19 protein-coding genes and 1 riboswitch are annotated in these 24,410 nt (G+C 70.4%); of the genes, 4 read left to right on the top strand and 15 right to left on the bottom strand.

Features of this window, described 5'->3' with window-relative positions:
• The first annotated feature begins 95 nt into the window (after positions 1–95).
• The 3 genes from D456_RS0107465 to D456_RS0107455 all read left to right on the top strand — a co-directional run bounded on the left by D456_RS0107465 (position 96) and on the right by D456_RS0107455 (position 2,728).
• Entirely contained in the window at positions 96–785 is a 690-nt protein-coding gene (locus D456_RS0107465; protein WP_017575545.1) for a LuxR C-terminal-related transcriptional regulator, read from the top strand.
• A 240-nt stretch (positions 786–1,025) separates the two neighbouring features.
• The gene (locus D456_RS0107460) at positions 1,026–2,393 is read left to right on the top strand and encodes a threonine/serine exporter family protein (RefSeq protein WP_017575544.1); all 1,368 of its coding nucleotides are present in this window, start codon (positions 1,026–1,028) and stop codon (positions 2,391–2,393) included.
• A gap of 146 nt (positions 2,394–2,539) precedes the next feature.
• Complete coding sequence (locus D456_RS0107455; protein ID WP_017575543.1) at positions 2,540–2,728, top strand: DUF5999 family protein; 189 nt, start codon at positions 2,540–2,542, stop codon at positions 2,726–2,728.
• A 63-nt stretch (positions 2,729–2,791) separates the two neighbouring features.
• Here D456_RS0107455 and D456_RS0107450 read toward each other — a convergent pair whose 3' ends face one another.
• The 10 genes from D456_RS0107450 to D456_RS0107400 all read right to left on the bottom strand — a co-directional run bounded on the left by D456_RS0107450 (position 2,792) and on the right by D456_RS0107400 (position 16,937).
• Positions 2,792–4,048: a tetratricopeptide repeat protein gene (locus D456_RS0107450; RefSeq protein WP_017575542.1), complete on the bottom strand. Its 1,257-nt coding sequence runs from the start codon at positions 4,046–4,048 to the stop codon at positions 2,792–2,794.
• Between the two features lie 145 nt (positions 4,049–4,193).
• On the bottom strand, positions 4,194–7,088 hold the full coding sequence (gene gcvP, locus D456_RS0107445; RefSeq protein WP_017575541.1) for an aminomethyl-transferring glycine dehydrogenase: 2,895 nt from the start codon (positions 7,086–7,088) through the stop codon (positions 4,194–4,196).
• Positions 7,089–7,182: 94 nt separating this feature from the next.
• Positions 7,183–7,273: riboswitch (glycine riboswitch) on the bottom strand.
• A 160-nt stretch (positions 7,274–7,433) separates the two neighbouring features.
• A complete protein-coding gene (locus tag D456_RS23790) occupies positions 7,434–7,922 on the bottom strand; it encodes a MerR family transcriptional regulator (protein WP_017575540.1) in 489 nt (162 codons plus the stop codon).
• Between the two features lie 431 nt (positions 7,923–8,353).
• Positions 8,354–8,824 (bottom strand): bifunctional nuclease family protein, encoded by a 471-nt coding sequence (locus D456_RS0107430; protein WP_017575539.1) that lies wholly within the window; start codon positions 8,822–8,824, stop codon positions 8,354–8,356.
• A 159-nt stretch (positions 8,825–8,983) separates the two neighbouring features.
• Positions 8,984–9,526 (bottom strand): FHA domain-containing protein, encoded by a 543-nt coding sequence (locus D456_RS0107425; protein WP_017575538.1) that lies wholly within the window; start codon positions 9,524–9,526, stop codon positions 8,984–8,986.
• A 600-nt stretch (positions 9,527–10,126) separates the two neighbouring features.
• On the bottom strand, positions 10,127–12,685 hold the full coding sequence (locus D456_RS0107420) for a mannose-1-phosphate guanyltransferase (RefSeq protein ID WP_017575537.1): 2,559 nt from the start codon (positions 12,683–12,685) through the stop codon (positions 10,127–10,129).
• A 153-nt stretch (positions 12,686–12,838) separates the two neighbouring features.
• On the bottom strand, positions 12,839–13,567 hold the full coding sequence (locus D456_RS0107415; protein WP_051049419.1) for a CDP-alcohol phosphatidyltransferase family protein: 729 nt from the start codon (positions 13,565–13,567) through the stop codon (positions 12,839–12,841).
• Positions 13,568–13,821: 254 nt separating this feature from the next.
• Positions 13,822–14,727 carry an ArsA family ATPase gene (locus D456_RS0107410; RefSeq protein WP_017575535.1) on the bottom strand — a complete coding sequence of 302 codons (906 nt, stop codon included), beginning with the start codon at positions 14,725–14,727 and terminating at the stop codon, positions 13,822–13,824.
• Positions 14,718–15,029 carry a cory-CC-star protein gene (locus D456_RS0107405; RefSeq protein ID WP_017575534.1) on the bottom strand — a complete coding sequence of 104 codons (312 nt, stop codon included), beginning with the start codon at positions 15,027–15,029 and terminating at the stop codon, positions 14,718–14,720. The genes D456_RS0107410 and D456_RS0107405 overlap by 10 nt, the downstream gene beginning before the upstream one ends.
• Before the next feature lie 42 nt (positions 15,030–15,071).
• The gene (locus tag D456_RS0107400) at positions 15,072–16,937 is read right to left on the bottom strand and encodes a carbon starvation CstA family protein (RefSeq protein WP_017575533.1); all 1,866 of its coding nucleotides are present in this window, start codon (positions 16,935–16,937) and stop codon (positions 15,072–15,074) included.
• Between the two features lie 128 nt (positions 16,938–17,065).
• On the opposite strand from D456_RS0107400, the gene D456_RS0107395 reads away from it, so the two are divergent.
• A complete protein-coding gene (locus tag D456_RS0107395; protein WP_017575532.1) occupies positions 17,066–17,866 on the top strand; it encodes a hypothetical protein in 801 nt (266 codons plus the stop codon).
• A 25-nt stretch (positions 17,867–17,891) separates the two neighbouring features.
• Here the strand turns inward: D456_RS0107395 and D456_RS0107390 are convergent, their stop codons facing one another.
• The 5 genes from D456_RS0107390 to D456_RS0107370 all read right to left on the bottom strand — a co-directional run bounded on the left by D456_RS0107390 (position 17,892) and on the right by D456_RS0107370 (position 24,155).
• Positions 17,892–19,277, bottom strand: coding sequence for a flavin monoamine oxidase family protein (locus D456_RS0107390; protein ID WP_017575531.1), 1,386 nt, complete (start codon positions 19,275–19,277; stop codon positions 17,892–17,894).
• Between the two features lie 157 nt (positions 19,278–19,434).
• Positions 19,435–20,508: a DUF2382 domain-containing protein gene (locus tag D456_RS0107385; protein ID WP_017575530.1), complete on the bottom strand. Its 1,074-nt coding sequence runs from the start codon at positions 20,506–20,508 to the stop codon at positions 19,435–19,437.
• 255 nt (positions 20,509–20,763) lie between these two features.
• Positions 20,764–21,561, bottom strand: coding sequence for an FAD-dependent thymidylate synthase (thyX, locus tag D456_RS0107380; protein ID WP_017575529.1), 798 nt, complete (start codon positions 21,559–21,561; stop codon positions 20,764–20,766).
• Between the two features lie 174 nt (positions 21,562–21,735).
• A complete protein-coding gene (locus tag D456_RS27055; RefSeq protein ID WP_017575528.1) occupies positions 21,736–21,876 on the bottom strand; it encodes a GPGG-motif small membrane protein in 141 nt (46 codons plus the stop codon).
• 68 nt (positions 21,877–21,944) lie between these two features.
• Positions 21,945–24,155, bottom strand: coding sequence for an anthranilate synthase component I (locus D456_RS0107370; protein WP_017575527.1), 2,211 nt, complete (start codon positions 24,153–24,155; stop codon positions 21,945–21,947).
• Between the last annotated feature and the right edge of the window lie 255 nt (positions 24,156–24,410).

Here is a 24,410-nt window from a genome sequence, read left to right as displayed (position 1 = left end):
CCGGGCTGCGCACCGGGCCCCGCCAAGCAGGATCTATGCACCGGTCCAGGGGTGAATCGGTCCCACCGGGGCGCGCGATACGGCACAATCACGGTGTGTCCGTCTCTGTTCTGTTGGTCGACGACCAACCCCTCGTGCGCGCCGGTCTACGGATGATCCTGGAGTCGGCGTCCGACATGTCCGTGGTGGGTGAGGCCTCCGACCCCCGTGAGGCCTCGAGGGAGACCCGTTCCCTGATACCGGACGTGGTACTCATGGATCTCATGGACGGGCCGAACGGGACCCGGGCGATCCACGGGGTCCTGGAGGGCGTGCGGCCGCTCGGGCACGGTGTGCGGGTCCTGGCTCTGGGGTCACACGCTCTGGAGAGCCATCTGCACGGCGCGTTGCGCGCGGGTGCGAGCGGGTTCCTGTCCAAGGACACCCCTCCGGAGGATCTGGTGTCGGCCGTGCGTGTGGTGGCCGAGGGCGGGGCCGTGCTGCCGCCCCTGCTCCTGCACCGTCTGCTGGACGAGTTCGTCCCGATGCTGCCTTCGGACCAGCCGCAGGGGCGCCGCCCGCAGGACCCGTTGAGCGGGCGCGAGCGGGAGGTGTTGCGTCTGCTGGCCCGGGGGTGGTCCAACGCTGAGATCGCCGCACACTTGTTCGTGGGGGCGACCACGGTCAAGTCGCACGTGGGCAGCATCCTGACCAAACTGGGGCTGCGCGACCGCGTGCAGGCGGTCATCCACGCCTACGAGACCGGGCTCGTACGCCCTGGGGAGAGACACGCCAACCACCGCTGAACCCGCGGCGAGTCGCTGTCGGGGCCCCTGGGCCTTGGCAGGATGGGCCCGTGAGCGAACTCACCCGCGTCTGCCCCCGCGGTCGGCGAACCCGTGCCGTACTTGTGGCGTCCCCTCAGAGGCTGTGAGGATCGCTCTGACCACCGCGGGGGTACAGGCGAGGAGGGAACGGAGAAGACGGGCATGCCGAAAAGGCGTGGCAGGCCGCTGCCGCCGAGCGAGGACCGCTTGCTCAGCAGGATGCGGGACTGGCGGGCGGCGCACGAGAGCGAGCTGTCGCCGGACGGGTTGGACGAGGATCCCGACCTGCCCGACGCACGTGTGATCAGCCTCGTGTTGCGGGTGGGCGAGCTCATGCTGGCCAGCGGGGAGAGCACCGAGGCCGTCAGTGAGGCGATGCTCAGCCTGTCGGTGGCCTTCGAGCTGCCCAGTTCGGAGGTCTCGGTCACCTTCACCAACATCTCGTTGTCCACGCACCCGGGCGGGGACCAGCCCCCGATCACCGGTGAGCGGGTGGTGCGTCGGCGCACCTTGGACTACTTCCGCGTCACCGAGCTCCACACCCTGGTGGAGCAATCGGCGCTGGGGCTGCTGGAGGTGGAGGACGCCACCGCGCGGCTCAAGCAGATCCAGCGTGCCCGTATGCCTTATCCCAACTGGGGCATCGCGGTCTGCTTCGGACTCATCGCCACCAGCGCCAGTGTGATGATGGGCGGTGGTCTGATCGTCGCGACGGTGGCCTTCCTTGCCACGGTGCTGGGCGATCGCACCTCGGTGGTCATGGCCAGGCGCGGGGTGGCGGAGTTCTACCAGATGACCGGGGCCTCCGTTGTCGCCGCGACCATCGGCATCGGGCTGCTGTGGGTGAGTATCGAACTGGATCTGGGGTTTCAGGCCGGGGCGATCATCACCGGTAACATCATGGCGCTCCTGCCCGGACGCCCGCTGGTTGCCAGCCTCCAGGACGGGGTCAGCGGCAGTTACGTCTCCGCGACCGCACGCCTGTTGGAAACCTTCTTCACCCTGGGCGCGATCGTCTCCGGAGTGGGCGCGGTGGCCTACATCGCGGTGCGACTGGGTCTGGACGTGGATCTGGAGGAGCTGCCAACGGCCGGCACATCGATGGAACCGTGGGTGCTGGTGGGGGCCGCGGGCATCGCGATGGCCTTCGCGGTCTCACTGGCGGTGCCGCCCCGGATGCTGCCCGCGATCGGGGGCATGGGTGTGATGATCTGGGTGATCTACGCGGGCATACGCTCGGTCTTCGAGGTGCCGCCGATGATGGGCACGGTCGTGGGGGCCGTGGCCGTGGGTGTGGTCGGACACTGGTTGGCACGGCGCACCAGGCGGCCGGTACTGCCGTATCTGATCCCCTCCATCGCCCCGTTGCTGCCCGGGAGCATCCTGTACCGAGGACTCATCGAGATCACCCAGGGCACCATGGTCGCGGGGCTGTTGAGCCTCGTGGAGGCGGTCGCCGTGGGTCTGGCCCTGGGCGCGGGCGTCAACCTCGGTGGCGAGCTCATGCGGGCCTTCCAGCGCGGTGGCCTGGCCGGTGCGGGTATGCGCAGCCGTCCGGCGGCCCGCCGTACGCGGGGCGGCTACTGAACCCGGGACCTGCGCTTCCTCGTCGGGACGCGCGGGCCGGGGCCGGGATCCCGCTGCATTCGGTCCCAAACGTGCCCACGCCTGTGATGTGAGCCACTACGCTTGGCCTCAGCTCGACGAAGAGCACCTGACCGAAAGGCCTTCCCATGTGCAGCCACGAACCTGTCTGCCCCTCTTCCGAGGACGTCGACCACGAGGCCGCTCGGGTCGTCGTCAGCCGCCCGGAGCAGGGCTGGAGTCTGCTCTGCAACGGCGTCGTCCAGTTCGACGACACCGGGGAGCTGATGCCGGACGGGGCCGTTGTGGCCCCGCACCGCCCCCGCGTCGCAGCCTGAGCGGGACGACCGCCGGACACCCCGCCACGGGGTGTCCGGCCTCCGGTGCGCAGCTGCCCGGGGTCAGGCCCGGTCGGGCCATCCCTCGGGCAGCACGTCCCGGCCGCCCATCGCCTCCGTGAGCCTGCGCCGGAAGTCGGCGTGCACGTCCTGGCCCCACACCAGGTCGCTGGGGGTGCGCAGCGCCTCCTCCATCGCCTCGCGCAGCGCCGCGGGACGCACCTCTCCCTCTGCCAGCGGGACCCCGACGGTGTTGTGCATCCGGGTCAGCACGGCGAAGAGCTCTCCTGCCAGGGCCGGGGCGCTGTCGGTGGCCACGGCCTCCTCCAGGTAGGGCTCCCACCAGGGGGTGCCGGCGCCCTCCTCCTGTTCCTCCTGCGGGACCGCGAACCCGCGGCGCAAGCGGTGCCGTACGTGGTCGGCGGTCCCGGTGTCACGGATGTCCAGCCCCGCACGCCAGGCCCGCGCGGAGGCCTCCGGGTCGCCGCGCAGCGCCAGCAGGCCCGCCAGGAGTTCCACGGCCGCGCCCGAGGTGCCCGCCCCGGGCCGGGGCTCGTCCGGGTCCGCGGTCCCGGCCGCGTCGACGATCGCGCCCGTGTCCGCGATGGCGTGCTCCAGGTGGGTGGCGGCCCGCAGCAGGCGCAGGGCGGGGTCGTCGGCCAGGGCGAGACCGCGCTCGACCGCTGCGGCCGCGGCCCCCGGCAGTCCGCGCTCGAGCAGCCGCCCGCCCAGGTCGCGGGCTGCCTCGACGACGGTCTCGGCCTGCAGGCGGCTGATGGGCTCGGACGCGGCGGGCAGGGCCAGTGCCGCCTCCCAGTGCTCCTCGGCCCCGCTGTGCTCTCCCCTGCCCTCGGCCTCGCGCGCCAGCCCGTAGTGCGCGACGGCGGTGTGGGCGGGCCCGCCGATCTCCAGCAAGCGGCGCCAGGTGCGTTCGGCCTCGGCGTGTTCGCCCTCCTGCTCCAGGGACAGGGCCAGGTGGTGGGCGGCGCGCGGTGCGAAACGGTCGTCCCCGGTGGAGACCGCGCGGCGTGCGGCCTCGCGGGCGGCGGCCAGGTCGCCGCGCTGGTCCTGGACCACGGCCAGCCCCAGCAGGGACCGGGCCTGCAGGCGGGGGCGGGGGTCGGCGGCAGCGGCGCGTTCGTAGAGTGCGGCGGCGCGTTCGAGGTGCCCGTTCTCGGCCAGGTCCTGGGCCTGGTCGCACAGGCCTGCGGCGTCCTCGGCCCCCGGGGCGGGGCCGTCGGCGGGGTGGTCCTCGGGGTCGGTGGCCTCGGGCGGCTCGGGGGCGCCGGAACGCGCCGGTGGTCCGGGCGTGGTGGTCATTCCTACCGCTTTCGATGGGGGCTCGTCGGGAGCGCGGGCTCGGGGCCACTGTAACCCGGGCGCCCCCGGCGGCCGCGGACACACGACAGGGGGCCGTCCGACGGACGGCCCCCTGTGGCCCGGGCCGGTACTGCCCGGCCGGTGCTCAGATCTCGAAGGCTTCGGGCGGGGGGCAGGAGCAGACCAGGTTGCGGTCACCGTAGGCCTGGTCGATGCGGCCCACCGGCGGCCAGTACTTGTCCTGGCGCAGGGACGGCAGCGGGTAGGCCGCCTCGGCGCGGCTGTAACCGTGTTCCCAGCTCTCGGCGGTCAGCATCTCCGCGGTGTGCGGAGCGTTGACCAGCGGGTTGTCCTCACGCTCCCACTCGCCCGATGCGACCTTGTCGATCTCGTGGCGGATCTCGATCATCGCCTGCACGAACCGCTCGAGTTCGGCCAGGTCCTCGCTCTCGGTGGGCTCGACCATGAGCGTTCCGTTGACCGGGAAGGACATGGTCGGCGCGTGGAACCCGTAGTCCATCAGCCGCTTGGAGACGTCCTCGTTGCTGATGCCGGTGGCCTTCTGCAGCGGGCGCAGGTCGATGATGCACTCGTGTGCGACCAGACCGTCGGCCCCGGTGTAGAGGACCGGGAAGTAGGGCTCCAGGCGCTTGGCCAGGTAGTTGGCGGACAGCACCGCGACCTCGGTGGCCGAGCGCAGGCCCTCCTCGCCCATCATCCGCACGTAGGCCCAGGAGATCGGCAGGATCCCGGCCGAACCGAACGGTGCGCCCGAGACCGGACCGACCCCGGTGTGCGGGCCGGCGTCGGGCTGGCCCGGGTGGTTGGGCAGGAAGCCGGCCAGGTGGGAACGGACCGCGACCGGGCCCACGCCGGGGCCGCCGCCCCCGTGCGGGATGCAGAAGGTCTTGTGCAGGTTGAGGTGGCTGACGTCGGCGCCGAACTCGCCGGGCTTGGCCCAGCCCAGGAGGGCGTTGAAGTTGGCGCCGTCGATGTAGACCTGGCCGCCGGCCTCGTGGACCATGCGGCACACCTCGGTGATGGTGCCCTCGAACACCCCGTGCGTGGAGGGGTAGGTGACCATGATCGCGGCGAGGTCGTCGGCGTGCTTGGCGGTCTTGGCCGCGAGGTCGTCCAGGTCGACGTTGCCGCCGTCGTCACAGGCGACCACGGACACGCGCATACCGGCCATGACCGCGCTGGCGGCGTTGGTGCCGTGCGCGGAGCTGGGGATCAGGCACACGTCGCGGTGGGCCTGGTTCCGGGAGCGGTGGTATCCGCGGATGGCCAGGAGTCCGGCCAGCTCGCCCTGGGAGCCGGCGTTGGGCTGCAGGGAGACCGCGTCGTAGCCGGTGACCTCGGCCAGCCAGTCCTCCAGGTCACGGACGATCTGGACGCTGCCCCCGGCCTGGTCGAGCGGGGCGAAGGGGTGCAGCGAGCCGAACTCGGGCCAGGTGATCGGCTCCATCTCCGTGGTGGAGTTGAGCTTCATGGTGCACGAGCCCAGCGGGATCATCGTGCGGTCCAGCGCCAGGTCACGGTCGGCGAGGCGGCGCATGTACCGCAGGAGCGCGGTCTCGCTGCGGTGGGTGTTGAAGACGGGGTGGGTCAGGTAGTCCACGCCCCGGGCCAGGGCGCCGGGGACGCGGTCGGCGTTCCCGTCCACGGTCGGGGCGGCCTTGGCGGCGGCGCGGTCGGCCTCGCCGAAGGCGGCCACGACCTGTTCGAGGTCGGCGGCCGTGGTGGTCTCGTCGATGCTGATACCGACGGTGCGGTCGTCGGCGGCCAGGAGGTTGTAGCCGCGCTCCAGGGCCGCGTCCAGGATCTGGGCCGAGCTGGGCACGCGCACGCGCAGGGTGTCGAAGAAGGCCTCGTGCACGACCTCGAAACCGCGGTCGGTGAGGGCGTCGGCCAGTGCGACGGTGTGGGTGTGGACCTGGCGGGCGATGGCGCGCAGGCCCTCGGGGCCGTGGTGTACCGCGTACATGCCGGCCATGACGGCCAGGAGCACCTGGGCGGTGCAGATGTTGCTGGTGGCCTTCTCCCGGCGGATGTGCTGCTCGCGGGTCTGCAGGGCCAGACGGTAGGCGGGCCGGCCGGTGTTGTCGACGGACACACCCACGAGACGGCCCGGGAGCTGGCGGCGCAGCTTCTCCCCGACGGACATGTATCCGGCGTGGGGACCCCCGAAGCCGAGCGGGACACCGAAACGCTGGGTGGAACCGACCGCGATGTCGGCACCGAGGTCCCCGGGGCTGCGCAGGAGCGTCAGGGCGAGGATGTCGGCCGCCACGACGGCCAGAGCGCCGCGCTCGTGTGCCGCCGCGATGATCTCGGAGGGGTCGCGGACCTCGCCGGAGGAGGTCGGGTACTGCACCAGTACGCCGAAGGCCTCGCCGTCGGGCAGCCCCTTCGACAGGTCGGCGACCACGACCTCGATGCCGAGGGGTTCGGCCCGGGTGCGCAGGACCTGCAGGGTCTGGGGGAAGACGTCGGAGTCGACGACGAAGACGTCGCTCTTGACCTTGGTCGCGCGGCGGGCCAGGGTCATGGCCTCGGCCGCGGCGGTGGACTCGTCGAGCAGGGAAGCGCCCGTGACCGGGAGCCCGGTCAGGTCCGAGACCGCGGTCTGGAAGTTCAGCAGCGCTTCGAGACGGCCCTGGGAGATCTCGGGCTGGTAAGGCGTGTACGCCGTGTACCAGGCCGGGTTTTCCAGGATGTTACGCAAGATGACCGGCGGGACGTGGGTGCCGTAGTAGCCGCGCCCGATCAACGAGGTCGTGACCTGGTTGCGTGCGGCAAGGCCACGCAGTTCGGTGAGGGCTTCGGCCTCTCCGGCCGGTTCGGGAAGGTCCAGTGGAGCCTGGCGTCCGGGACCGGTGAGGATCGACTCGGGGACGGCGGCGGCCATGAGCTCGGTGGTGGAGCTGTGGCCGACGGTCTTGAGCATCTCCTCGGTCTCGGCCGGGTTCGGGCCGATGTGCCGGTCGGCGAACACCCTCGCGGGGGTGCCGTGGACGTGGGACGGCTGTTCTGGCACGGAGACCTCCTGGTGACAGGGCCGAACGGGTCGGCGGTGTTCCTTACGGTCTCCCCCTCTGTCGCCGGGCTCAGGGCTCCGGCTCCAGAGTGGCCTCCTCCGCGCGGTCCGTGGTGCCTGAGAGGTTACTGGGGAGTATTGCCCCGTCGGCGCCCCGTTGTCGAGGTCTCTCCCGCGCGGTATTGACGGCCTCTTGACTCTGTCTACTCGTACGGACAAGGAGAATGTCTGTTTTCTCCCTGTTCTGGCCACGACCGTACTCGATGGTGCCTCACAACACCCACCCCCACCCGTACCTCAAGCATGCCCGAGCTCAGAGCCCGCCCCCGGGACAGCAGGTCCTCTTCATCCGGTGCGGCGCTCGCGGCGGCGCCGGGCCAGCTCGTCCACGGCCTGGGGCGCGGCCTGCGGCAGGTCGGCGCGCTCCTCGGGCGGGACGACACCGAGCGCCTCTTCCAACTCACGCCAGACATGGGCCAACGCCAGCCCGAACATGCCCTGGCCGCGCTGCATGAGGTCCACGACCTCCTCGGGCGAGGTGCACTCGTAGACACTGACCCCGTCGCTCATCAGCGTGATGCGGGCCAGGTCCTGGGCAGCACGCCCGCGCAGGTGGTCCACGGCCGTACGGATCTGCTGCAGGGAGATACCGGTGTCCAACAGGCGCTTGGCCACCTTGAGCAGAAGGATGTCGGGGAGGCTGTAGAGGGGGGCGTTCTGAGCACCGTTGCGCACACTCGGTTCCACCAGACCGGTTCTGGCCCAGTAGTCGAGTTGGCGGTAGGTCACGCCGGCAGCTGTACACGCTGCCGGGCCCCGATAACCGACGTCCATAGGCAGCGTCACCACGTCCTCTTCGCCGAGTAGGCCCCGCTGCCCCGCCAGTCGCAGCGCGGACCTCCGGTCCTGGGGATCCTGCTTGCCGCCCGCTACCGCCACGCCGACCTCCGGCTCCTCGTCCCACGGCGGCCTCGACAGGGGATCTCCGCTTGAGGGAACGGACGCGCCATGGGTTCTACTGCAACGACGGTAGGGCGAGGCAAAGGCAGCGTCAACGACGCCACACGGCGCGTCGCAGCGCGGGCAGGCGGAAGGCGCGGGCTCATCGGCCCACCCTGGGCCCACGGACGTCGATTCCGGCCCCCAAGGTCATGTCCTCCGACCAATCTATCATCGCTGAATCAGGCATTTTCGCAGATCACGACTGTGTCGGGCGGGCACGCGAGCGCCGGGCCCGAAGACGGGCCCGGCCCCGGTGGCAACACTCACGTCTTGCGGCCGAAGTCCTCGGGCGAGATGTTGTCGAGGAACTCGCGGAAGGCCTCGACCTGGTCCTCCTGCTCGTCGGGGATGGGTATGCCGGCCTCTTCGATCACGTCCTCGTGGGCGTAGATCGGGGTGCCGGTACGCAGTGCCAGAGCGATGGAGTCCGAGGGACGGGCGCTGACCTCCACCCCGTTGTCGAAGACGAGCTCGGCGTAGAAGATGCCGTCGGACAGTCCGGTGATACGGATCGCCTCCAGGCCGGTCCCGAGCGCGTCGAGCACGTCGCGGAACAGGTCGTGGGTCAGCGGCCGCGCGGGCGCCACCCCCTGTTGCGCCAGAGCGATGGCGGTCGCCTCCACCCCGCCGATCCAGATCGGCAGGTAACGCTCGCCGTCCGCCTCCTTGAGCAGGACGATCGGTTGGTTCGAAGGCATCTCAACCCGGACGCCGACGACCTCCATGTGTTTCACAGCGTCTCCGTCCCACGAGTCGTCATGCCGGATGGGCGCTCTCTTGCCTGCTCGTCATCGGATGCAGGATCCGAGGGCGAAATCGGCACCCTTCGTTACAAAGCTCTCCGGCGGCGGGGGGCCGCAAACCTCCGGCCCCCGCCGCACGGCAGGATCCGCTCAGCGGCGCGGTTTGGTCAACAGGACCATACGGAACTTACCGATCTGGACCTCGTCGCCGCCACCCAGCTCGGCCTCGTCGACCGGTTCGCGGTTGACGTAGGTGCCGTTGAGGCTACCGACGTCGCGCACACCGAAACCGTTACCGCGGCGGAAGAACTCCACATGGCGACGCGACACGGTCACGTCGTCCAGGAAGATGTCGCTGTTGGGATGGCGACCGGCGGTGGTCACGTCGCTGTCCAGCAGGAAACGGCTCCCGGCGTTGGGGCCGCGACGGACCACGAGCAGGGCCGTTCCGGGGGGAAGCGCGTCGGTGCTGCTCTGGTCCTCGCCCCCGGGTTCGTCCCCGGATTCCTCATCGTCCAGGACCTGGATGCCGGAGATCGAGATGGTGGATGTGACGTCTCCGGCGGAGTCCCCTCCCCCCTGGGGCCGAGGGCTCTGCTGTTCGGCCCTGCGGATGGGGGTTCCACAGTGGGAGCAGAAACGGGCATCATCCGCAACGGCGTGACCGCACTGCGTGCAGTAAACGCTCGACATAGGTCGGCTCGGCCTCCTACCGCACGGGGGCGGTGCTTGATTCGGCTGATCGGTGGCGCGTCCCCGGGCCGGTACGGACTCCTGGCCCGCACACCGCCGGGGACGAGGCGAGGCGGTTCGCCGTCGCTGCGGCGAGAGCACCTCGCACGTTCGGTCGCTAGGTCTCTTCCCCCATGTTGTACTCCTCGTCACCCTCCGGAGGTGTGTCCATCGCTGCGGAAGCCCCGGGCGGGTGGTGACTCGGCGCCAGGGAACACTCGACTTTAAACCATATCCCTGTCCAGACAGGGTTTTGCTCCTCCCAGGCCTGCCGTGGGAACCGGTCCCGGGACCGCCGTGCGGGCAGCGCCCGGGGCCCGGCCGGGGACCGGAGCAGTACGGCTCTGCACGGGACACCTGCTTCTGGTGCTGATGCGCCCGGGAGGCGTTTGGTTCTCCCCTCAACCAGGGAATTGCCGAAGTTCTTCCCGGCAGTGTCCTGTACTGCGACTTCGCCCCGAAAAACTCCGTTTTCGCCCGCGTGCGAGGCTTCGCCCCGCCCGGGCGGACCCGCCGGGGCGGGGCCGCCACCGGGTGACGGACCACGCCCCGCCGGCGGGATCAGCCCTCGGCCCGCTCCACGACTGCGGCCCACTCGTCGAGCAGACGGGACGCAGTGTCGGAGTCGGGACCTTCGGCCCAAAGATGGGTCACGGCCTCGGCGGTGTCCGGGAGCACCAGTGCCCAACTCCCGTCGGACTCGACCACACGCACACCGTCGGTGGTGTCCAGTTCCCGGTCCCCTGCGGCCTCCACGACCGAGCGCATGACGCTGCCCTTGATCGCCCACGGAGTGGGCACAGAACGGCGCAGCAGGTGCGCCTGAGGGATACGCCGGTCGATCTGTCCCACCGAGCGGCGGGAGCGCGCCACCAGCCCCAGGAGCCGCACGAAAGCGGCGATGCCGTCACTGGTGGGCCTGAACTCGGGCACGACGAAACCGCCGCGCCCGTCCCCGGCGAAGACGATGTCCTCGCCGCCCTCCCGCACCGTCCTGGTGAGCTCGTGGGTGGCCGTGGGTGTCCAGCGCACCCCGAGACCGTGCGAGGCGGCGACGGTCTCGGCGACACGGGTGGTGGTCACCGGCAGGACCACGGTGCCACGGCCGCGTTCGGCCGCCACCAGGTCCAGCACCGCCAGCAGCGCACGGTCGTTGTCGATCAGTGAGCCGTTCTCGTCGACGATGGAGAGCAGTTCGGCCACCGGGTCGAACCGGACCCCGAAGTCCGCGTTGGACCCGGCCACGAGCTCACCCAGGCGTTCCAGATCGCGCGTCTTCTTGGCGTCGGTGTCGGTGGGCGAGTCCTCGTCCAGCCGGTTGTTGACGGTGAGGACGTCCACCCCGAGCCGCCCGAGCAGGGAGGGCAGGATCAGCGAGCTGGTGCCGCCGGCGCAGTCGACCACGACCTTGAGCTCGGCATCGGCCACCCCGGAGGTGTCCACCGAGCGCAGCAGGTCGTGTGCGTAGGTCTCCACGTTGCGTGAGGGGAAGGACAGCTCCCCGATCTCGCCGGGGAAGGCCCGCCGGTACTCGGCCCGGGAGAAAACGCGGTCGAGCTTGCGCTGGGCGCCCGGCGACAGGTCGGCCCCGTCACCGTCGAGGAAGACGATGTCGACCGACTCCGGATCACCGGGGCTGGTGCGCACGGTGATACCCCCGGCGACCTCGGCCTTGCCGGTGATGAAACGGGCCACCGGCAGCGCCACCACCTCCAGGTCGCGCACCTCGATGGCGGCGGCCGTCAACGCGCTGATGATGGCGCGCTTGAGTGTGCGCGCACCACGGGAGACATCACGCGAGGTGGTGACGATCGCACCCTTCTTGAGGGTGGTGGCGTAGGCGTTGGCCAGGCGCACGGCCAGTTCCGGTGTGATCTCGACGTTGATCAGCCCCGAGACGCCGCGGGGGCCGAACAGGGACCGCTGGCCCCTGGACTCCCAGACGACGTTGGAACCGACCACCGCCCCGGCCTCGATGGTCTTGAAGGGGTAGACCTTGACGTCGTTGTGCACGTAGGCCTCGGACTCGATGACGCAGTCCTCGCCCACGACCGCGCCCTCCTCGACCCGCACCGCGGACATGATGTCGGTGTTCTTGCCGACCACCGTGCCGCGCAGGTTGGCTCCGCGCCCGATGAAGACGTTGTCGTGCAGGACGGTGCGGTGGGCGAAGGCCTCCGCACGCACGACGGCGTTGCTGCCCACGACGGTGTACTCGCGCAGCTCCGCGCCGGCCTCGATCTTGGCGTAGTCACCGACGTAGAGCGGACCCTTGAGGACGGCGCTGCGGTCGACCTCGGCGCCCTCCCCGACCCAGACCCCGGGTGAGACCTCGAACCCGTCGATCTCGACGTCGACCTTGCCGGACAGGACGTCGGCCTGGGCGCTCAGGTAGCTCTCGTGGGTACCCACGTCCTCCCAGTAACCGTCGGCGACGTATCCGTAGAGGGGCTCGCCCTCGGCCAGGAGTTCGGGGAAGACGTCACCGGACCAGTCCACGACCTCGTTCTCGGCCACTCTTTCGAGGACCTCGGGCTCCATGATGTAGATACCGGTGTTGACGGTGTCGGAGAAGACCTGGCCCCAGGTGGGTTTCTCCAGGAACCGCTGGATACGCCCCTGGTCGTCGACGATGATGATGCCGAACTCGAGCGGGTTGGGCACCCGCTTGAGGGCGATGGTGACCTTGGCGCCGCTCTCGCGGTGGAAGCGGACCATGTCGGTGAGGTCGATGTCGGTGAGCGCGTCACCGGAGATGACCATGAAGGGTTCGCCGCGCAGGTACTCCTCGGCGTTCTTCACACTGCCGGCGGTGCCCAGCGGCACCTCCTCGGCGACGTAGTTCAGCTCCATGCCGAGTTCCTCGCCGTCACCGAAGTAGTTGCGGATCAGTGTGGCCAGGAACTGCACGGTCACGACGGTCTCGGAGAAGCCGTGCCGGCGGAGCAGACGCAGCACGTGCTCCATGATGGGCTTGTTGACCACCGGGAGCAGCGGTTTGGGCTGGTTGGCGGTCATGGGCCGCAGGCGCGTGCCTTCGCCCCCGGCCATCACAACGGCCTTCATGGCAGGCGCGGGGTCCTCGGTGGAAGCGGCCCCGGGCTCGGTCGGGGTACTCATCGCCGGAACCTCCGTACGGCCGCGCGTGCGGGGGACCTGGTGGGTTCGTGCGGTAGGCGACGTGCACCACTGCGCACGGCGGGACATGTTCTCATGCGGAGACGACACTCCCTTTCATCCGGATGGACTCGGGGTGAGCCTTCCCGCGCTCCGTCAGCGGTCTCCGGCACCTCCGGGCCGGCGCGATCCGTCCCGGCCGTGACCCGGGGCACCTTCGTCGGAGACCTCTCGGGGAGCATCCACGCGATCGGTGCGTTCCTCACGTCGGGTCCGCGCGATCAGACGCAGCCCCTGTACGGCGTAGAGCAGTCCGGCCCACCAGTAAAGAGCCGTTCCCCACAGCGCGAAGGCCCAACCCATGATTCGGGCTCCGTCTCCCACGGCCCCGGGGTATCCGGCCAGGAACAACAGGGGGAAAGCGTAGAGCAGGCACAGAGTGGCGGCCTTGCCGGCGAAGTTGACCGGGAGCGGACCGTAGCCGAAGTGGCGCAGCAGCGGCAGGGCCCCGATGATGAGCACGTCGCGCAGCACGAGGATGGCCATGAGCCACCACGGCACGATCCCGCGTACGACCAGTCCCAGCAGCGCGGCGAAGATGTAGAGGCGGTCGGCCAGGGGATCGAGGATCTGTCCCAGCTTGGTGGCCTGGTTCCAGGCGCGGGCGATCTTGCCGTCCAGCCAGTCGCTGAGCCCGGCCAGGGCCAGCACGGCCAGGGCCAGCACATCGGCCCTGGGCACGAGGACGAGCCACAGGAACAGCGGCACACCCAACAACCGGAGCATGCTCAGGATGTTGGGGACCGTCCAGATGCGGTCGCTGACCGCCGGGTCGCCCACATCGCCCCCCGCAGTGAAACTGCCGTCGTGTTCCGATCTCCCCATGGCGCCAACGATAGCCGCCGGGTACCCGGTGGACAGCCAGGGATCCGGACACCGGTTCCACCGCTGCTGCCACCCGGCCCCCTGGTGCAAGGGCGCTCCTCCGTGCGCGGCTGGGCGGGGGCGGCCCGCCCGACGGCCGTGCCGTCTTGTGCAGGGGCTGCCTGCGGGGTCGGTCGGCCTGTGACGGGTGGGCCAGGACTCACCACAACCCCCGTCCGGACCCCGTGCGGGAGGCGGTGCGGGGCCGGAGTGATTCAGAAAACACGGCCGAGCTCCCGCAGCGCACTGATGCCGGTCGGTTCGCTCTCGCGTAGTCCCAGTTCGACCACCCCCAGGGCGTCGAAACGCTCCCGGGTGGCCCGTAGCGCCTCGACGGTGTCGGGCCCCGCCGTACCGTGGCCGGGGATCTGGTTGACCACGACCGGGGCCAGCCCGAAGCCGGCCTCGGAGAGTTGCTCGGCGGCGCGTGCGGTCTCGGCCAGGACCATGCGCCGGGCCAGGGTCACCAGCATCACCTGGGAGTCCTGCCGCAGGAGCACGGCAGCGCGTTCCAGCCGGTGGCGCCGTTCGTTGAGGCGTTTGAGGAGGGGGTCCTCGGCCATGTCCGGGCCGCGGTCGGAGACCACGTCGGCGAAGGCCTCGGCCCGCGCGGCCTTCTCCCGTTGGCGGGTCAGCCCCATCACCCACGGGGTGAGCAGGGTCGGCAGGTTGAGCAGGCGCAGCAGGTGGCCGGTGGGGGCGCTGTCCACGACCAGTGCGTCCCAGCGGTCACCGACCTCCTCCATCCGGTCGACGAGCAGGTCGGCCAGGGCCGACTCGGCCATGCCGGGGCTGGAGCCGGCCTGCTTCAGGTGCCGGTGCACCGCAGGCATGATCTCGTGCGGGACCGCGTCCTGGGCGTCGTCGGCGACCTGGGCGATACGGCGTTGTACGGCCGCATCGGCGTCGGGTTCGGCCGCCCACAGGTCCGGGGCCACCTGGACGGGGACGTCGCCCAGGCCGCGTTCCAGGGCGTCTCCCAGGGAGTGCGCCGGGTCGGTGGAGATCACCAGGGTCCGGAGCCCCTGCCCGGCCAGGGTCAGGGCACGGGCGGCAGCCAGTGTCGTCTTGCCGACCCCGCCCTTGCCGCCGACGAAGGTGATGGGCGCGCTCAACAGCATCCTCCCGGGCCCCCGAAGTCCTCCCGCCCCATGCGCTGATGCCATTCGTGCAGGTCGGCCACCATGTACGGGATCAGGTCCAGGGTCTCGTAGGCGACGGGGTTGTCCACCCCCAGGGTCTCGGTGAGCAGCAGGGCGCGCAGGGTGTCCTGCTGGGTACGGGCCTCGCGCTGCCGGGCGTGGCCCCAGCGCGCCTCGAAGACCTGCTGGTGGAAACCCTCGAAACGGCGCCAGGCCCGCACGGTACGGCGCCAGGCCCGGCTCAGTCGGCCGGGCCCGGCGCCCGGGTCCTCGGGGCTCACGCGATGCCCTCCCGCGTGTGGTCCCGTCCGGTGCGGTGCACCTTACTTCTCCTCCTCCCGGCGTTCCCGGGCCGTGGAGTCGCCGCTCCCGGTTTCGGGGGTCCCCTTGCCGGAGCCGACGACCGTGCTGCCTTCGACGGCGACCTGGTCGGTCTCGGCGGAGGGGTCGATCGGGTCGGCGGTGCCCTTGAAGGTGCCGCGCAGGGCCAGGAAGGACTCCACGATCATCCACAGCGCCAGGAGCAGGATGACCGAGTCCAGCGGCGCCAGCAGGAACACGTCCAGTGCGCTGCCGGTGTCGATGAAGCCGAGGAGCTGTTCGACGAGCGCCCAGACCGTCATGAACAGCAGGAACACCAGCGGGACGAGGATCATGACCGGGTTGCGGCGGCGCTTGGCCACCCAGACCGCGATGACGGCCAGGGCCAGTCCGGCGGTGAGCTGGTTGGTGGTTCCGAAGAGCACCCACAGCGTGCCCAGCGCGAAGTCGCCGGGCACCATGGCCAGGCCGAAGGGCAGGGCCACCGCGACCAGGGTGGTGATGTTCAGGTTGCGGGAGAAGCCGCGGAAGGCGCGGTTGGCGGTGCTCCCGGTCTCGAACCGGTCCGCCGCCAGGAGCGACATCTCCTGCAGGATGTAGCGCTTGAGCCGGACCGCGGTGTCCAGGGTGGTCACGGCGAAACTGACGATGATGAGCGCACCGAAGACCTGCGCGGTGTCCTCGGGGAGGCCGAGGTTGCCGGCGAAGCCCGCCACACCGTCGACGAACATGCCCTGCGGGTCGGCCCCCGCGTCCTCCCACGTGGCGTAGAGGCCGGACCACTCCATGCCCTGGTTCCCGCTGAAGAGCATCACCCCGGCGGTGCAGGCCAGGATCGAGGCCAGGGCCAGGGAGCCCTCCCCGAGTGCGGCCATGTAGCCCACGTAGCGGGAGTCGGGCTCCTTCTCGACCTGCTTGGAGGTGGTGCCCGAGGCGACCAGGCTGTGGAAGCCCGAGACCGCGCCGCAGGCGATGGTGACGAACAGCAGCGGGAAGATCGAGGGCGAGTCGGCCGGGACGTCCTCGCGCAGGAGCGGCGCGGCGATGGTGTTCATGCCCACGAGGACACCGGCGGCGATCACGACCAGCGCCACGACCATCTGGTGCTGGTTGATGTAGTCGCGCGGCTGCAGCAGCATCCACACCGGCAGGCGGGAGGCGATGTAGGCGTACAGGAACAGGACGAGGATCCACAGCACGGTGGTGCTGATGCCGGTGGCCTCGGCGACCGGGTCCAGGGTCAGGGGCAGGAGTTGGCCCAGCGGGATGCAGGAGTAGAGCAGGACCAGTGCGACCAGGGAGGGGACCAGGGCGGGGGTGCGCCTGCGGTAGACGATCTGGCCGACGGCGATGGCCAGCGGCAGGGTCAGGGCGGTCGGGAGAACGGCCTCGGGGTGCTGCTCCAGCAGACCGGCCACGACGATGGCGAAGACCGCGTTGACCATCGTGACCAGGAAGAAGATGATCAGCAGGAACAGCACGCGCGCACGCCGGCTGATGACGTCGCCGGCCAGGGTGCCGATACTGCGGCCCTTGTGGCGGACCGAGACGGCGATGGAGCCGAAGTCGTGGGCACCGGCGGCAAAAACAGTCCCCAGTACCACCCACAGCAGAGCGGGGCCCCACCCCCAGAAGACCGCGATCGCCGGACCCACGATCGGGGCCGCACCGGCCACGGAGATGAAGTGGTGGGCCAGCACGATGTGCTTGTTCGTCGGGACGAAATCCACACCGTCGTTGTAGGCGTGTGCCGGGGTGACGAAGGACGGTTCCAACGCATAGACCCGTTTGGCCAGGTAGACGGAGTAGAAGCGGTATCCCAGGGCGAAGAGCGCCAGGGTACCGAGGAGTACCGCTGCTGCGGGCATAGGGGGAGACGTCCTCACTGCTAGCTGTCCCGAATGCTGGGACGTGGAAAAGGTACCCAGGTGGGGCCCGGTCCCTTAAGGTGCCACAGAAGTTAACATGTGTGGTACCCCTCCGAAAGGGACGCCTTGTGCAGGACTTTCACGATCTGTGGCGACGCTCCTCGGTCGCCGAACTGAGTTGGCTCACCCCCGGCGGCCCGTGCGGCATTCCCGTGGTGCCGTTGGAACACGAGGGCCGCCCGTGTGCCGCCCTGCCGCTGTCCCTGCTGGCCGAGATCGACTCCCTGCCGGGGCGGGCCGCGTTCAGCGTGACCGTCCCGGGGGTGGCCGGCCCCGAGCGCCCCGGGCAGGTGGCCGTGGGTCCGGTCCAGGTCCACCATGATCCGCGCGGAAAGGTTTTCGGCGGAGAACTCGTGGAACAGGAAGCGCACAAACATCCGCCCACCCGTCTCCGCGCCGGCAGCCTTCTGGCGCGCAACGAGAATTGGTGGTGGATGGGACGCGCCGTGGTGACCCTTTCCGAGGCCGAGACCGTCCACACTGTGAGACCACGGGCTTGGGCCCACCACGCTCTGCTGGTGCGCGAGGAGCGCGGCGACACGGCGGTGCGGGTGGTCTCCTCCCCCGACTGGTCACCGGGCGGCGGCACGCCTCTGCAGCTGCAGGACCGCGGCGGCACCGCACTCGAGGGGCGGGGCGAACCGGTTCTGGTCCTCGGCCACCAGGCCAGCCCCGACTTCGAACGCTGGGAGCGCTGGACCCGCCGGGGCCGGCTCAACGGCCAGGAACTGACCGTGGCCGGCTCCGAGGGTGGTCCCGACCCCTCCCCCGAACCGTTCGGGTGGCTGGGGCGCCTGCGCAACCACCGCGAGGTCGGGCGGGCGTGTGCGGCCGGGGTGAGCGAGGTGGAACGCCGCGAGCGGCTCTGACCCCTCGGGGACGTACCGGCCTTGCTCACCCCAGGATGTAGCCGGCCTCGCGCAGGCCCGAGAGCATCGCGCCGTGCACGGTGGCCGCGTGTTCGACCTCGGTGGCCTCCCCCGCGAAGAAGACCCGTTCTGCGACCGGCTCGGCCAGCAGCCTGCGGTCGGCGTCGGAGGAACCCACGGCCGTATAGGAGAAGCTCCCCCGGGCAAAAGGATCCGCCATCCAGTCGGTCAGCAGGTGGTCGACCGGATCGGGCGCCTTACGGAACATCTTGCGGATCGAGGCCATGGCGTGCTCGACGGCCTCGCCCTCCTGCATCCCTTCCAGGGAGCGGGCCGCCTGCCCTCCGTTGCGGCAGACCAGGACGGGTGCGCCCAACACGCGCTGGGCGGCGTACCAGTGGAACCAGGTTCCCGATTCGGTACCCAGGTGCACCAGGACCTCGGCATCTCCCCAGAAGACCTGGTCGAAACGGAGGAAGAGTTTCTCCAGGCGCCCGTTGCCCAAGCGTTCGATCGCCCCGGTCTTCTCCCAGGGCAGTTCCGGTTCGAACTCGACCTGGCCGGCCTTGAGCACGCCCAGCGGCAGGGTGAGCAGGACCCGGTCGGCGGTCAGGGTCTCCTCACCCCCGGGCCCTTCCACCCGCACGTGTGCGCCGTCCTCGTCGTGGGAGACCGAGAGGACCGTGTGCTCCAGGCGCACGTCGAGGCCGCGGGCGAGATGATCGGTCAACCGGCCCATCCCGTCGGGAAAGACCACGTCGTCGCCGCTGAACTCGTTCATGGCGCGCATCGACGAGAAGGCGACCTCCTCGGGCTGGGCCCCGTGGTCGGACTCGATGATGCGGTGAGCGATCTCCTTGGCATCGCGCGCGCGGCCGCGGAAGAGGTTGGCGTCCAGGAGTGCCTGGTCGATGCCCTCCGCCATGGACTCGCGCCTACCGGCACCGACGGTGGTCCAGTACATGTGTTCCTGCAGGAGGTTGACGTCCTCCATGTTGCGCCGGTGCCGGTCGAAGAGCAGGCGCCGCCCCTTGGGGTCGTAGGCGGTCTCGGTGGAGCGGTTGAAGACGGCGGTGCGCGTCCCCGTCTCCCGGACCAGGTTCGCCAGCGGGTTGCTCTCCTCGCTGTGCATCCAGGAGGCCCCGGCGTCCAGGACGGTCCCCTCCTGGTCGCGCACGGAGTGGATCCGCCCGCCGGTACGGTCGCGCCCCTCGACCACGGTGACACGCTCGCCCCCTTCGGCCAGGCGGTCCGCGGCGGCCAGCCCGGCCATGCCGGCGCCGACGACAAGGGTGTGCCCGCGCCCCGGCGCGGACTCCCTGCCGCGCGGTTCGGGCTCGGTGCGCCCTGGTCGGCCGCCGGCGGCCTCCTCCCCGGTACTGTCCTCGCTGGTGTCCTCCCGGTCAGCCATACGCTCCCCCTCCGTGCTCGTGCCCCAGAGCCTGCAACCCCCGACGGCCTGCGACGGAAGGCCTTGCCCGAACAGACCCTGAGCGCGGTCGTGTGTTGCGTCCGCAGGACACGCCCGGGCCGGTGGGGCGCGCTCACCCCACCGGCCCGGGCCCCGGTCATGTCTGCGCGGGCGGGTTTCCTTCCTCGTCCTCCAGCTCGATGCGTTCGCTCTGGCGTGTGCCCTGCACACGCTCCTCATGGCTGACCATGCGCTTGCGCACGTGGACACGTTCGACGGGGACCTGGTGTTTGGAGACCACGACCCGCTCCTCGTAGAGGGTGAAGACCTCTTCGCCCTCGGCGATGGCGGCTTCGAAGCCCTCGCCCTCCTCCACGGGCCGGCGCTCGATGTCGAGCTCCTCGTGGCGCAGGGTCACCGTCTCCTCGAAGTCCTCGTCGTCGACGTACTTGCGCATACGGACCTGGCCGGTCTCCACGCGTTCGACACCGATGTCGACCTGCTCCTCGGACCGGGTCATCGTGATGTCGTCGACGGAGTCGGCCTGGTAGGGCACTCCCGCGGTGCCGGGGCTCTGATCGGCGTCCGTGCGTCCGGCCGTCGGGACGGTGTCGGGACGCCGTGCGGATCCGGCCGCGGCCTCACCGGTCGTCCCGGGGCCGGTGCGCGCATCCTCCGCGGACATGACCCCGGGCATGCCCGACTCGGTGATCTGGTCCTCGGTCCCGGTGGCGTCGGCGTCCGGTTCGGTGGCGGCCATCGGCGGGGCCGTCTCGGCGTGTTCGTCGCCCACGGCCATCGAGGCATCGGCCTCGGAGTAGCCGGTCCCGGGCGCTGTGCTGTCGTCGCTCTCGCGGTCCGTTCCCGGCCCCTCGGACTGGCCCCTCTCGTGCCGTCCTCCCCGTTGGTCGGGGACCGTGCCGCGTTCGGCGTAGTAGTCCCTGACCTCCGCTTCGGTCTCCGGTGAGATGTGGGCCCCCGACTCGACATGCGGCGCGTCCTTGACGGTGGCCTTGTCGTAGGGGACCTGGAGGTCCTCCTGCTGCGGTTGGGCGCCCTGCAGCGGCACCAGGGTCTCCTTGCGCCCGAACAACCCTGTGTGCACCGAGACCCAGCTGGGTTCGTTGGTGCGGTCGTCCAGGTAGACCTGGTTGATCTTGCCGACGCTGTGCCCTTCTCCGTCCAGGAGCTGGTGTCCGATGAGGTTCTCCGGCCTGAGATCGTCTGCCACGGTCTTCCCCGTTCTTGGATGGTGCACGGGACTGGAGCGCCTGCGGGCCCCCGTCGGTATCGGGGCCCGAGGGTCACCCGCACCGCACTGGGCGGTCTCATACCCGTAACTACCAGGCACGACGATGCCGGGCCCACAGTGTGGACAGAACCCATGCCCAACCTTGACGCGTTCTTGGTCCGGCACGGGTGCGCACACGAGCGCGCCCGCCGCCGGAAGGACCGGCGACGGGCGCGTGGTTCGTGGGGGCGCTGCTCAGACCTTGCGCCACTCGGGCACCCAGGCCCCGTCCTCCACGGTGTAGTCGCCGAAGAACGCCGGAGCCTCCTCCTTCAGGAGGGTTCCGATGCGGTCGAACAGCAGGCGGATCTCCTCCTCCGCGCCGGGCGCGGTACGGGCCTCGATGGCATGGCGCAGGGTGCGCACGTTGGCGGTCCACACCAGGCCGGTGGCCACGCCCTCGGGCGCGAAACGACGCATGAAGGAGGTCTTGTGCTTCTTCTCCGCGAATTTGACCCCGTCGTCGTCCAGTCCGAAGTGCTCGGCCATCCAGAACTGGAACTCTTCCATCTTCTGGAGCATCTCGGTGGCGCGTTCCATGAGCTCGGGGTCGTCCTCGGCCCAGTCGGGGAACCAGAACGGCAGGTCGGTCAGGCGCACGAAGCGCAGCGACTCCTGGGAGACGGCGACGCCGGGGCGGTGGCGGATCAGTTCGTGGGTGAGCACACGGGAGACGTTGTGGAGCACGAAACTGAAGCTGGTGTGTTCCAGGACCGAACCGTGCATGCTGCGCAGCAGGTTGCCCAGGTAGGCGTCCTGGTCGGCGCGCACACGCGTGACGTTGGGGTTCAGGCCCGGTTCCCAGGAGCGGTAGCACAGGCGTCCCGCGAACTCGGCGAGGTTCTGCGGGTCGTTGAGGTGGGCGTCGAGCTCACCGCGGTCGAACCGTTCCAGCCACGCTTGGCCGCCGACCTCCTCGAGGTACTCGGAGATGGCCTCGTAGTCCACCTGTGGACGCGCGACCAGTCGCACCTGCGGCTCGACCCTCTGCACTGTTTGCCTCCCGTCGATACTCCCCCGCTCCGGGCACGCGTGAGCGCCGTGGCCTGCTTTTTCCAGGGCACGGTTGCACGGGTGGGGCGGGGCTGAACAGCCTCGTACGAGGGTACACCGCCCGGGCCCGGGACCTGGACCGTTCGGAGCACGGCCCGGGCCCCGCCGACCGGGTCAGAAACCGTAGAAGTAACCGGGTGTGAGGGCGAGTCCGACGACGATGAGGATGATCCCCCACAGGAGCTGCCCTCGGATCACCCCCAGCACGCCGGAGACGAGAACGATGATGCCCAGGATTGTCAGTAGGAGTCCCATGTCCGTCCTCTGACCGGGTTACAGAAAGATCAAACACACCCCAAGCACAGAAAACGGGTCATGCTCCCTCACCGGCGCGCGGAACGCAGGGCACGGGCCACGATCTCCTCCCCCACCCCGGCGGTGAGGATCGACTCGGGGTGGAACTGCACCGCGGACCATCCCGCGGCCGCGTCCTCGATCCCCATGACGACCGGCTCCTCCCCCGGTTCTCCTTCGAGTGCCGCGGTGACCTCGTAGCCCTTGACCAGCTCGGGCAGCGTGTAGGTGGAGTGGTAGCGCGCGGCGGGGAAGCACTCGTCCTCGCCCAGGCCACTCAGCAGCCCCCCGCCCGAGACCCGGACCCTGCCTGGTTTGCCGTGCACCGGCGCCTCCAAGGTGCGCAGCTCGCCGCCGGCGTGCTCGACCATGCCCTGCAACCCCAAGCACACGCCCAGGACCGGCAGTTCGCGGGCGGCCAGCTCGTCGAGCAGCTCGTTCATGCGGAAATCGCTCGGCAACCCCGGTCCCGGGGAGAGCACCACGAGGTCGGGTGCCGACCGGTCCAGGAGTTCGGGGGCGAACCCGTAGCGCACGGTCGTGACCTCGGCCCCGTGGCGGCGCACGTAGTCGGCGAGGGTGTTGACGAAGGAGTCCTCGTGGTCGACGAGCAGGACCCGCATCCCCTCGCCCGCGCCGGCGCCGGACGGTGCGGGCGCGGGCTCGGCCTGTGCGGGGCCGCGGTCGGGGTCCTCGCACAGGGCGAGGGTCTCCATGAGCGCCCGGGCCTTGAGGAAGGTCTCCCGCTCCTCGGCCTCGGGGTCGGAGTCGTAGAGCAGGGTGGCGCCGGTGCGCACCGAGGCGACCCCGTCCCGGATGTGGGCGGTGCGCAGGGTCAGGCCGGTGTTCATGGAGCCGTCGAAGTTGAGGGCACCGACCGCTCCCCCGTACCAGCGCCGGGGGCTGGACTCGTTCTGCTCGATGAAGCGCATCGCCCAGGTCTTGGGGGCTCCGGTGACGGTGACCGCCCACATGTGGGTGAGGAAGGCGTCCAGGGCGTCGAAGTCGCGGCGCAGGGTGCCCTCGATGTGGTCGACGGTGTGGATCAGGCGTGAGTACATCTCGATCTGGCGGCGGCCGATGACACGCACGCTGCCCGGTTCGCACACCCGGGACTTGTCGTTGCGGTCCACGTCGGTGCACATGGTCAGCTCGGACTTCTCCTTGTCCGAGGACAGCAGCTCCTGGATGTTCTCGGCATCGCCCAGCGCGTCCTCGCCGCGGCGGATGGTGCCCGAGATCGGGCAGGTCTCCACCCGCTGTCCCTGGCCGGGCCGCCCGCTGACGCGCACGAACATCTCCGGTGAGGCCCCGACCAGGTACTCGCCCGAGCCGAGGTTGAAGAAGAACTCGTAGGGGGCGGGGTTGCGCTCGCGCAGCGTCTCGTAGAAGCGGGCCGGCGAGGAGCACCGGGCGTAGTTGCGGTGTCCGGGCACGACCTCGAACAGGTCGCCGCGGCGGAAGCGCTCCTTGGCTCGGGCGACCACCTGGGCGTAGGAGCCGGGTTCGGGACCGTCCGGGACCTCGGCTGCGCGCAGGGCCGGGGTCGCAGCGGTGTCCCGGGCCAGGCCCTCGGTGCTCGCCTCGGCGCGGCTGCCGTCGCCGGGGACGGTGAACTCGTAGGTGTAGCGCACGCACGTCTCGCGTTTGCGGTCGCGGACCACGAGCGCGTCGGGCAGGTGCAGGACGAGGTCGCGGTCCTCCGGGTCGCGTTCGATGTGGCGTTCGACCGGCTCGAACTGGAAGGCGAGGTCGTATCCGAAGGCGCCGTAGAGCCCGAGGTTGGGGTCCTCGGGGCTGGACATGGCCTCGATCAGGGCCCGCAGGGCGGTGAAGACGCTGGGGCGGCGGCTGCGTTCCTCCTCGGTGAAGAAGGTGCCGGGCTCGGGTTCGGCGACGGTGAGGGCGACGCGGTCCTCGGTACTCGTGTGCAGCGGGGCGACGGTGGTCAGCGCCTGGGCCAGGAAGGGCAGCAGGACCCGACCGCGTGCGTTGAGGGCCTCGACGGTGACATCGCGCTCGCGGGTGGAGACCTCGATGCAGGGGTCGACGTAGCCCAGGTGCCAGCGATCGTAGCGGCCCGGATACTCCATGCCGGAGGAGAGGACGCCCCCGCGGCGGTGTTCGACGTCCTGCACGAGCCGGCGGAGAACGTCGGGGTCGCACGGGGCGGCGTGGCGGTGGACGGTGATCCCGCCCTGGGTGCGGTGGGTGCTGGTGTGCTCGTCGCTGGGCTTCACGGCCGGTCCTTTGCGGAAGCTGGTCGGTGGGACCGCGTGACCGGGGGCCGTGGACACGAAGAACGACCGCCGGTGCGGGGCGGTCGCTGTCTCGGGTGTACGCGAACTCCTCGAGCGCCGCCTAGAGGCGGCGCCACCACTGGGTGGGGTTCACGTTTGCCATGGCCACGAGTGTAGCTGCTGTGCGCGGCGCTGGGGAGAGGAAGGCGGGCGCGAGTCGCACGGGGAGAGCGAACGCACACGGGCCCTTCCGAG

It is taken from the genome of Nocardiopsis kunsanensis DSM 44524 (genome assembly GCF_000340965.1).
GTDB classification, from domain to species: Bacteria; Actinomycetota; Actinomycetes; order Streptosporangiales; family Streptosporangiaceae; genus Nocardiopsis; species Nocardiopsis kunsanensis.
The sequence above is the reverse complement of the archived record's forward strand: the minus strand, read 5'-3'. Positions and strand labels throughout refer to the sequence as shown.

Bases quoted from the DNA above. Each gene is read 5' to 3' on its own strand.
- D456_RS0107460 (WP_017575544.1), top strand. From the start codon at position 1,026: ATGCGGGACTGGCGGGCGGCGCACGAGAGCGAGCTGTCGCCGGACGGG.
- D456_RS0107455 (WP_017575543.1), top strand. From the start codon at position 2,540: ATGTGCAGCCACGAACCTGTCTGCCCCTCTTCCGAGGACGTCGACCAC.
- D456_RS0107450 (WP_017575542.1), bottom strand. From the start codon at position 4,048: ATGACCACCACGCCCGGACCACCGGCGCGTTCCGGCGCCCCCGAGCCG.
- D456_RS23790 (WP_017575540.1), bottom strand. From the start codon at position 7,922: ATGGACGTCGGTTATCGGGGCCCGGCAGCGTGTACAGCTGCCGGCGTG.
- D456_RS0107425 (WP_017575538.1), bottom strand. From the start codon at position 9,526: ATGTCGAGCGTTTACTGCACGCAGTGCGGTCACGCCGTTGCGGATGAT.
- D456_RS0107420 (WP_017575537.1), bottom strand. From the start codon at position 12,685: ATGAGTACCCCGACCGAGCCCGGGGCCGCTTCCACCGAGGACCCCGCG.
- D456_RS0107415 (WP_051049419.1), bottom strand. From the start codon at position 13,567: ATGGGGAGATCGGAACACGACGGCAGTTTCACTGCGGGGGGCGATGTG.
- D456_RS0107410 (WP_017575535.1), bottom strand. From the start codon at position 14,727: ATGCTGTTGAGCGCGCCCATCACCTTCGTCGGCGGCAAGGGCGGGGTC.
- D456_RS0107400 (WP_017575533.1), bottom strand. From the start codon at position 16,937: ATGCCCGCAGCAGCGGTACTCCTCGGTACCCTGGCGCTCTTCGCCCTG.
- D456_RS0107390 (WP_017575531.1), bottom strand. From the start codon at position 19,277: ATGGCTGACCGGGAGGACACCAGCGAGGACAGTACCGGGGAGGAGGCC.
- D456_RS27055 (WP_017575528.1), bottom strand. From the start codon at position 21,876: ATGGGACTCCTACTGACAATCCTGGGCATCATCGTTCTCGTCTCCGGC.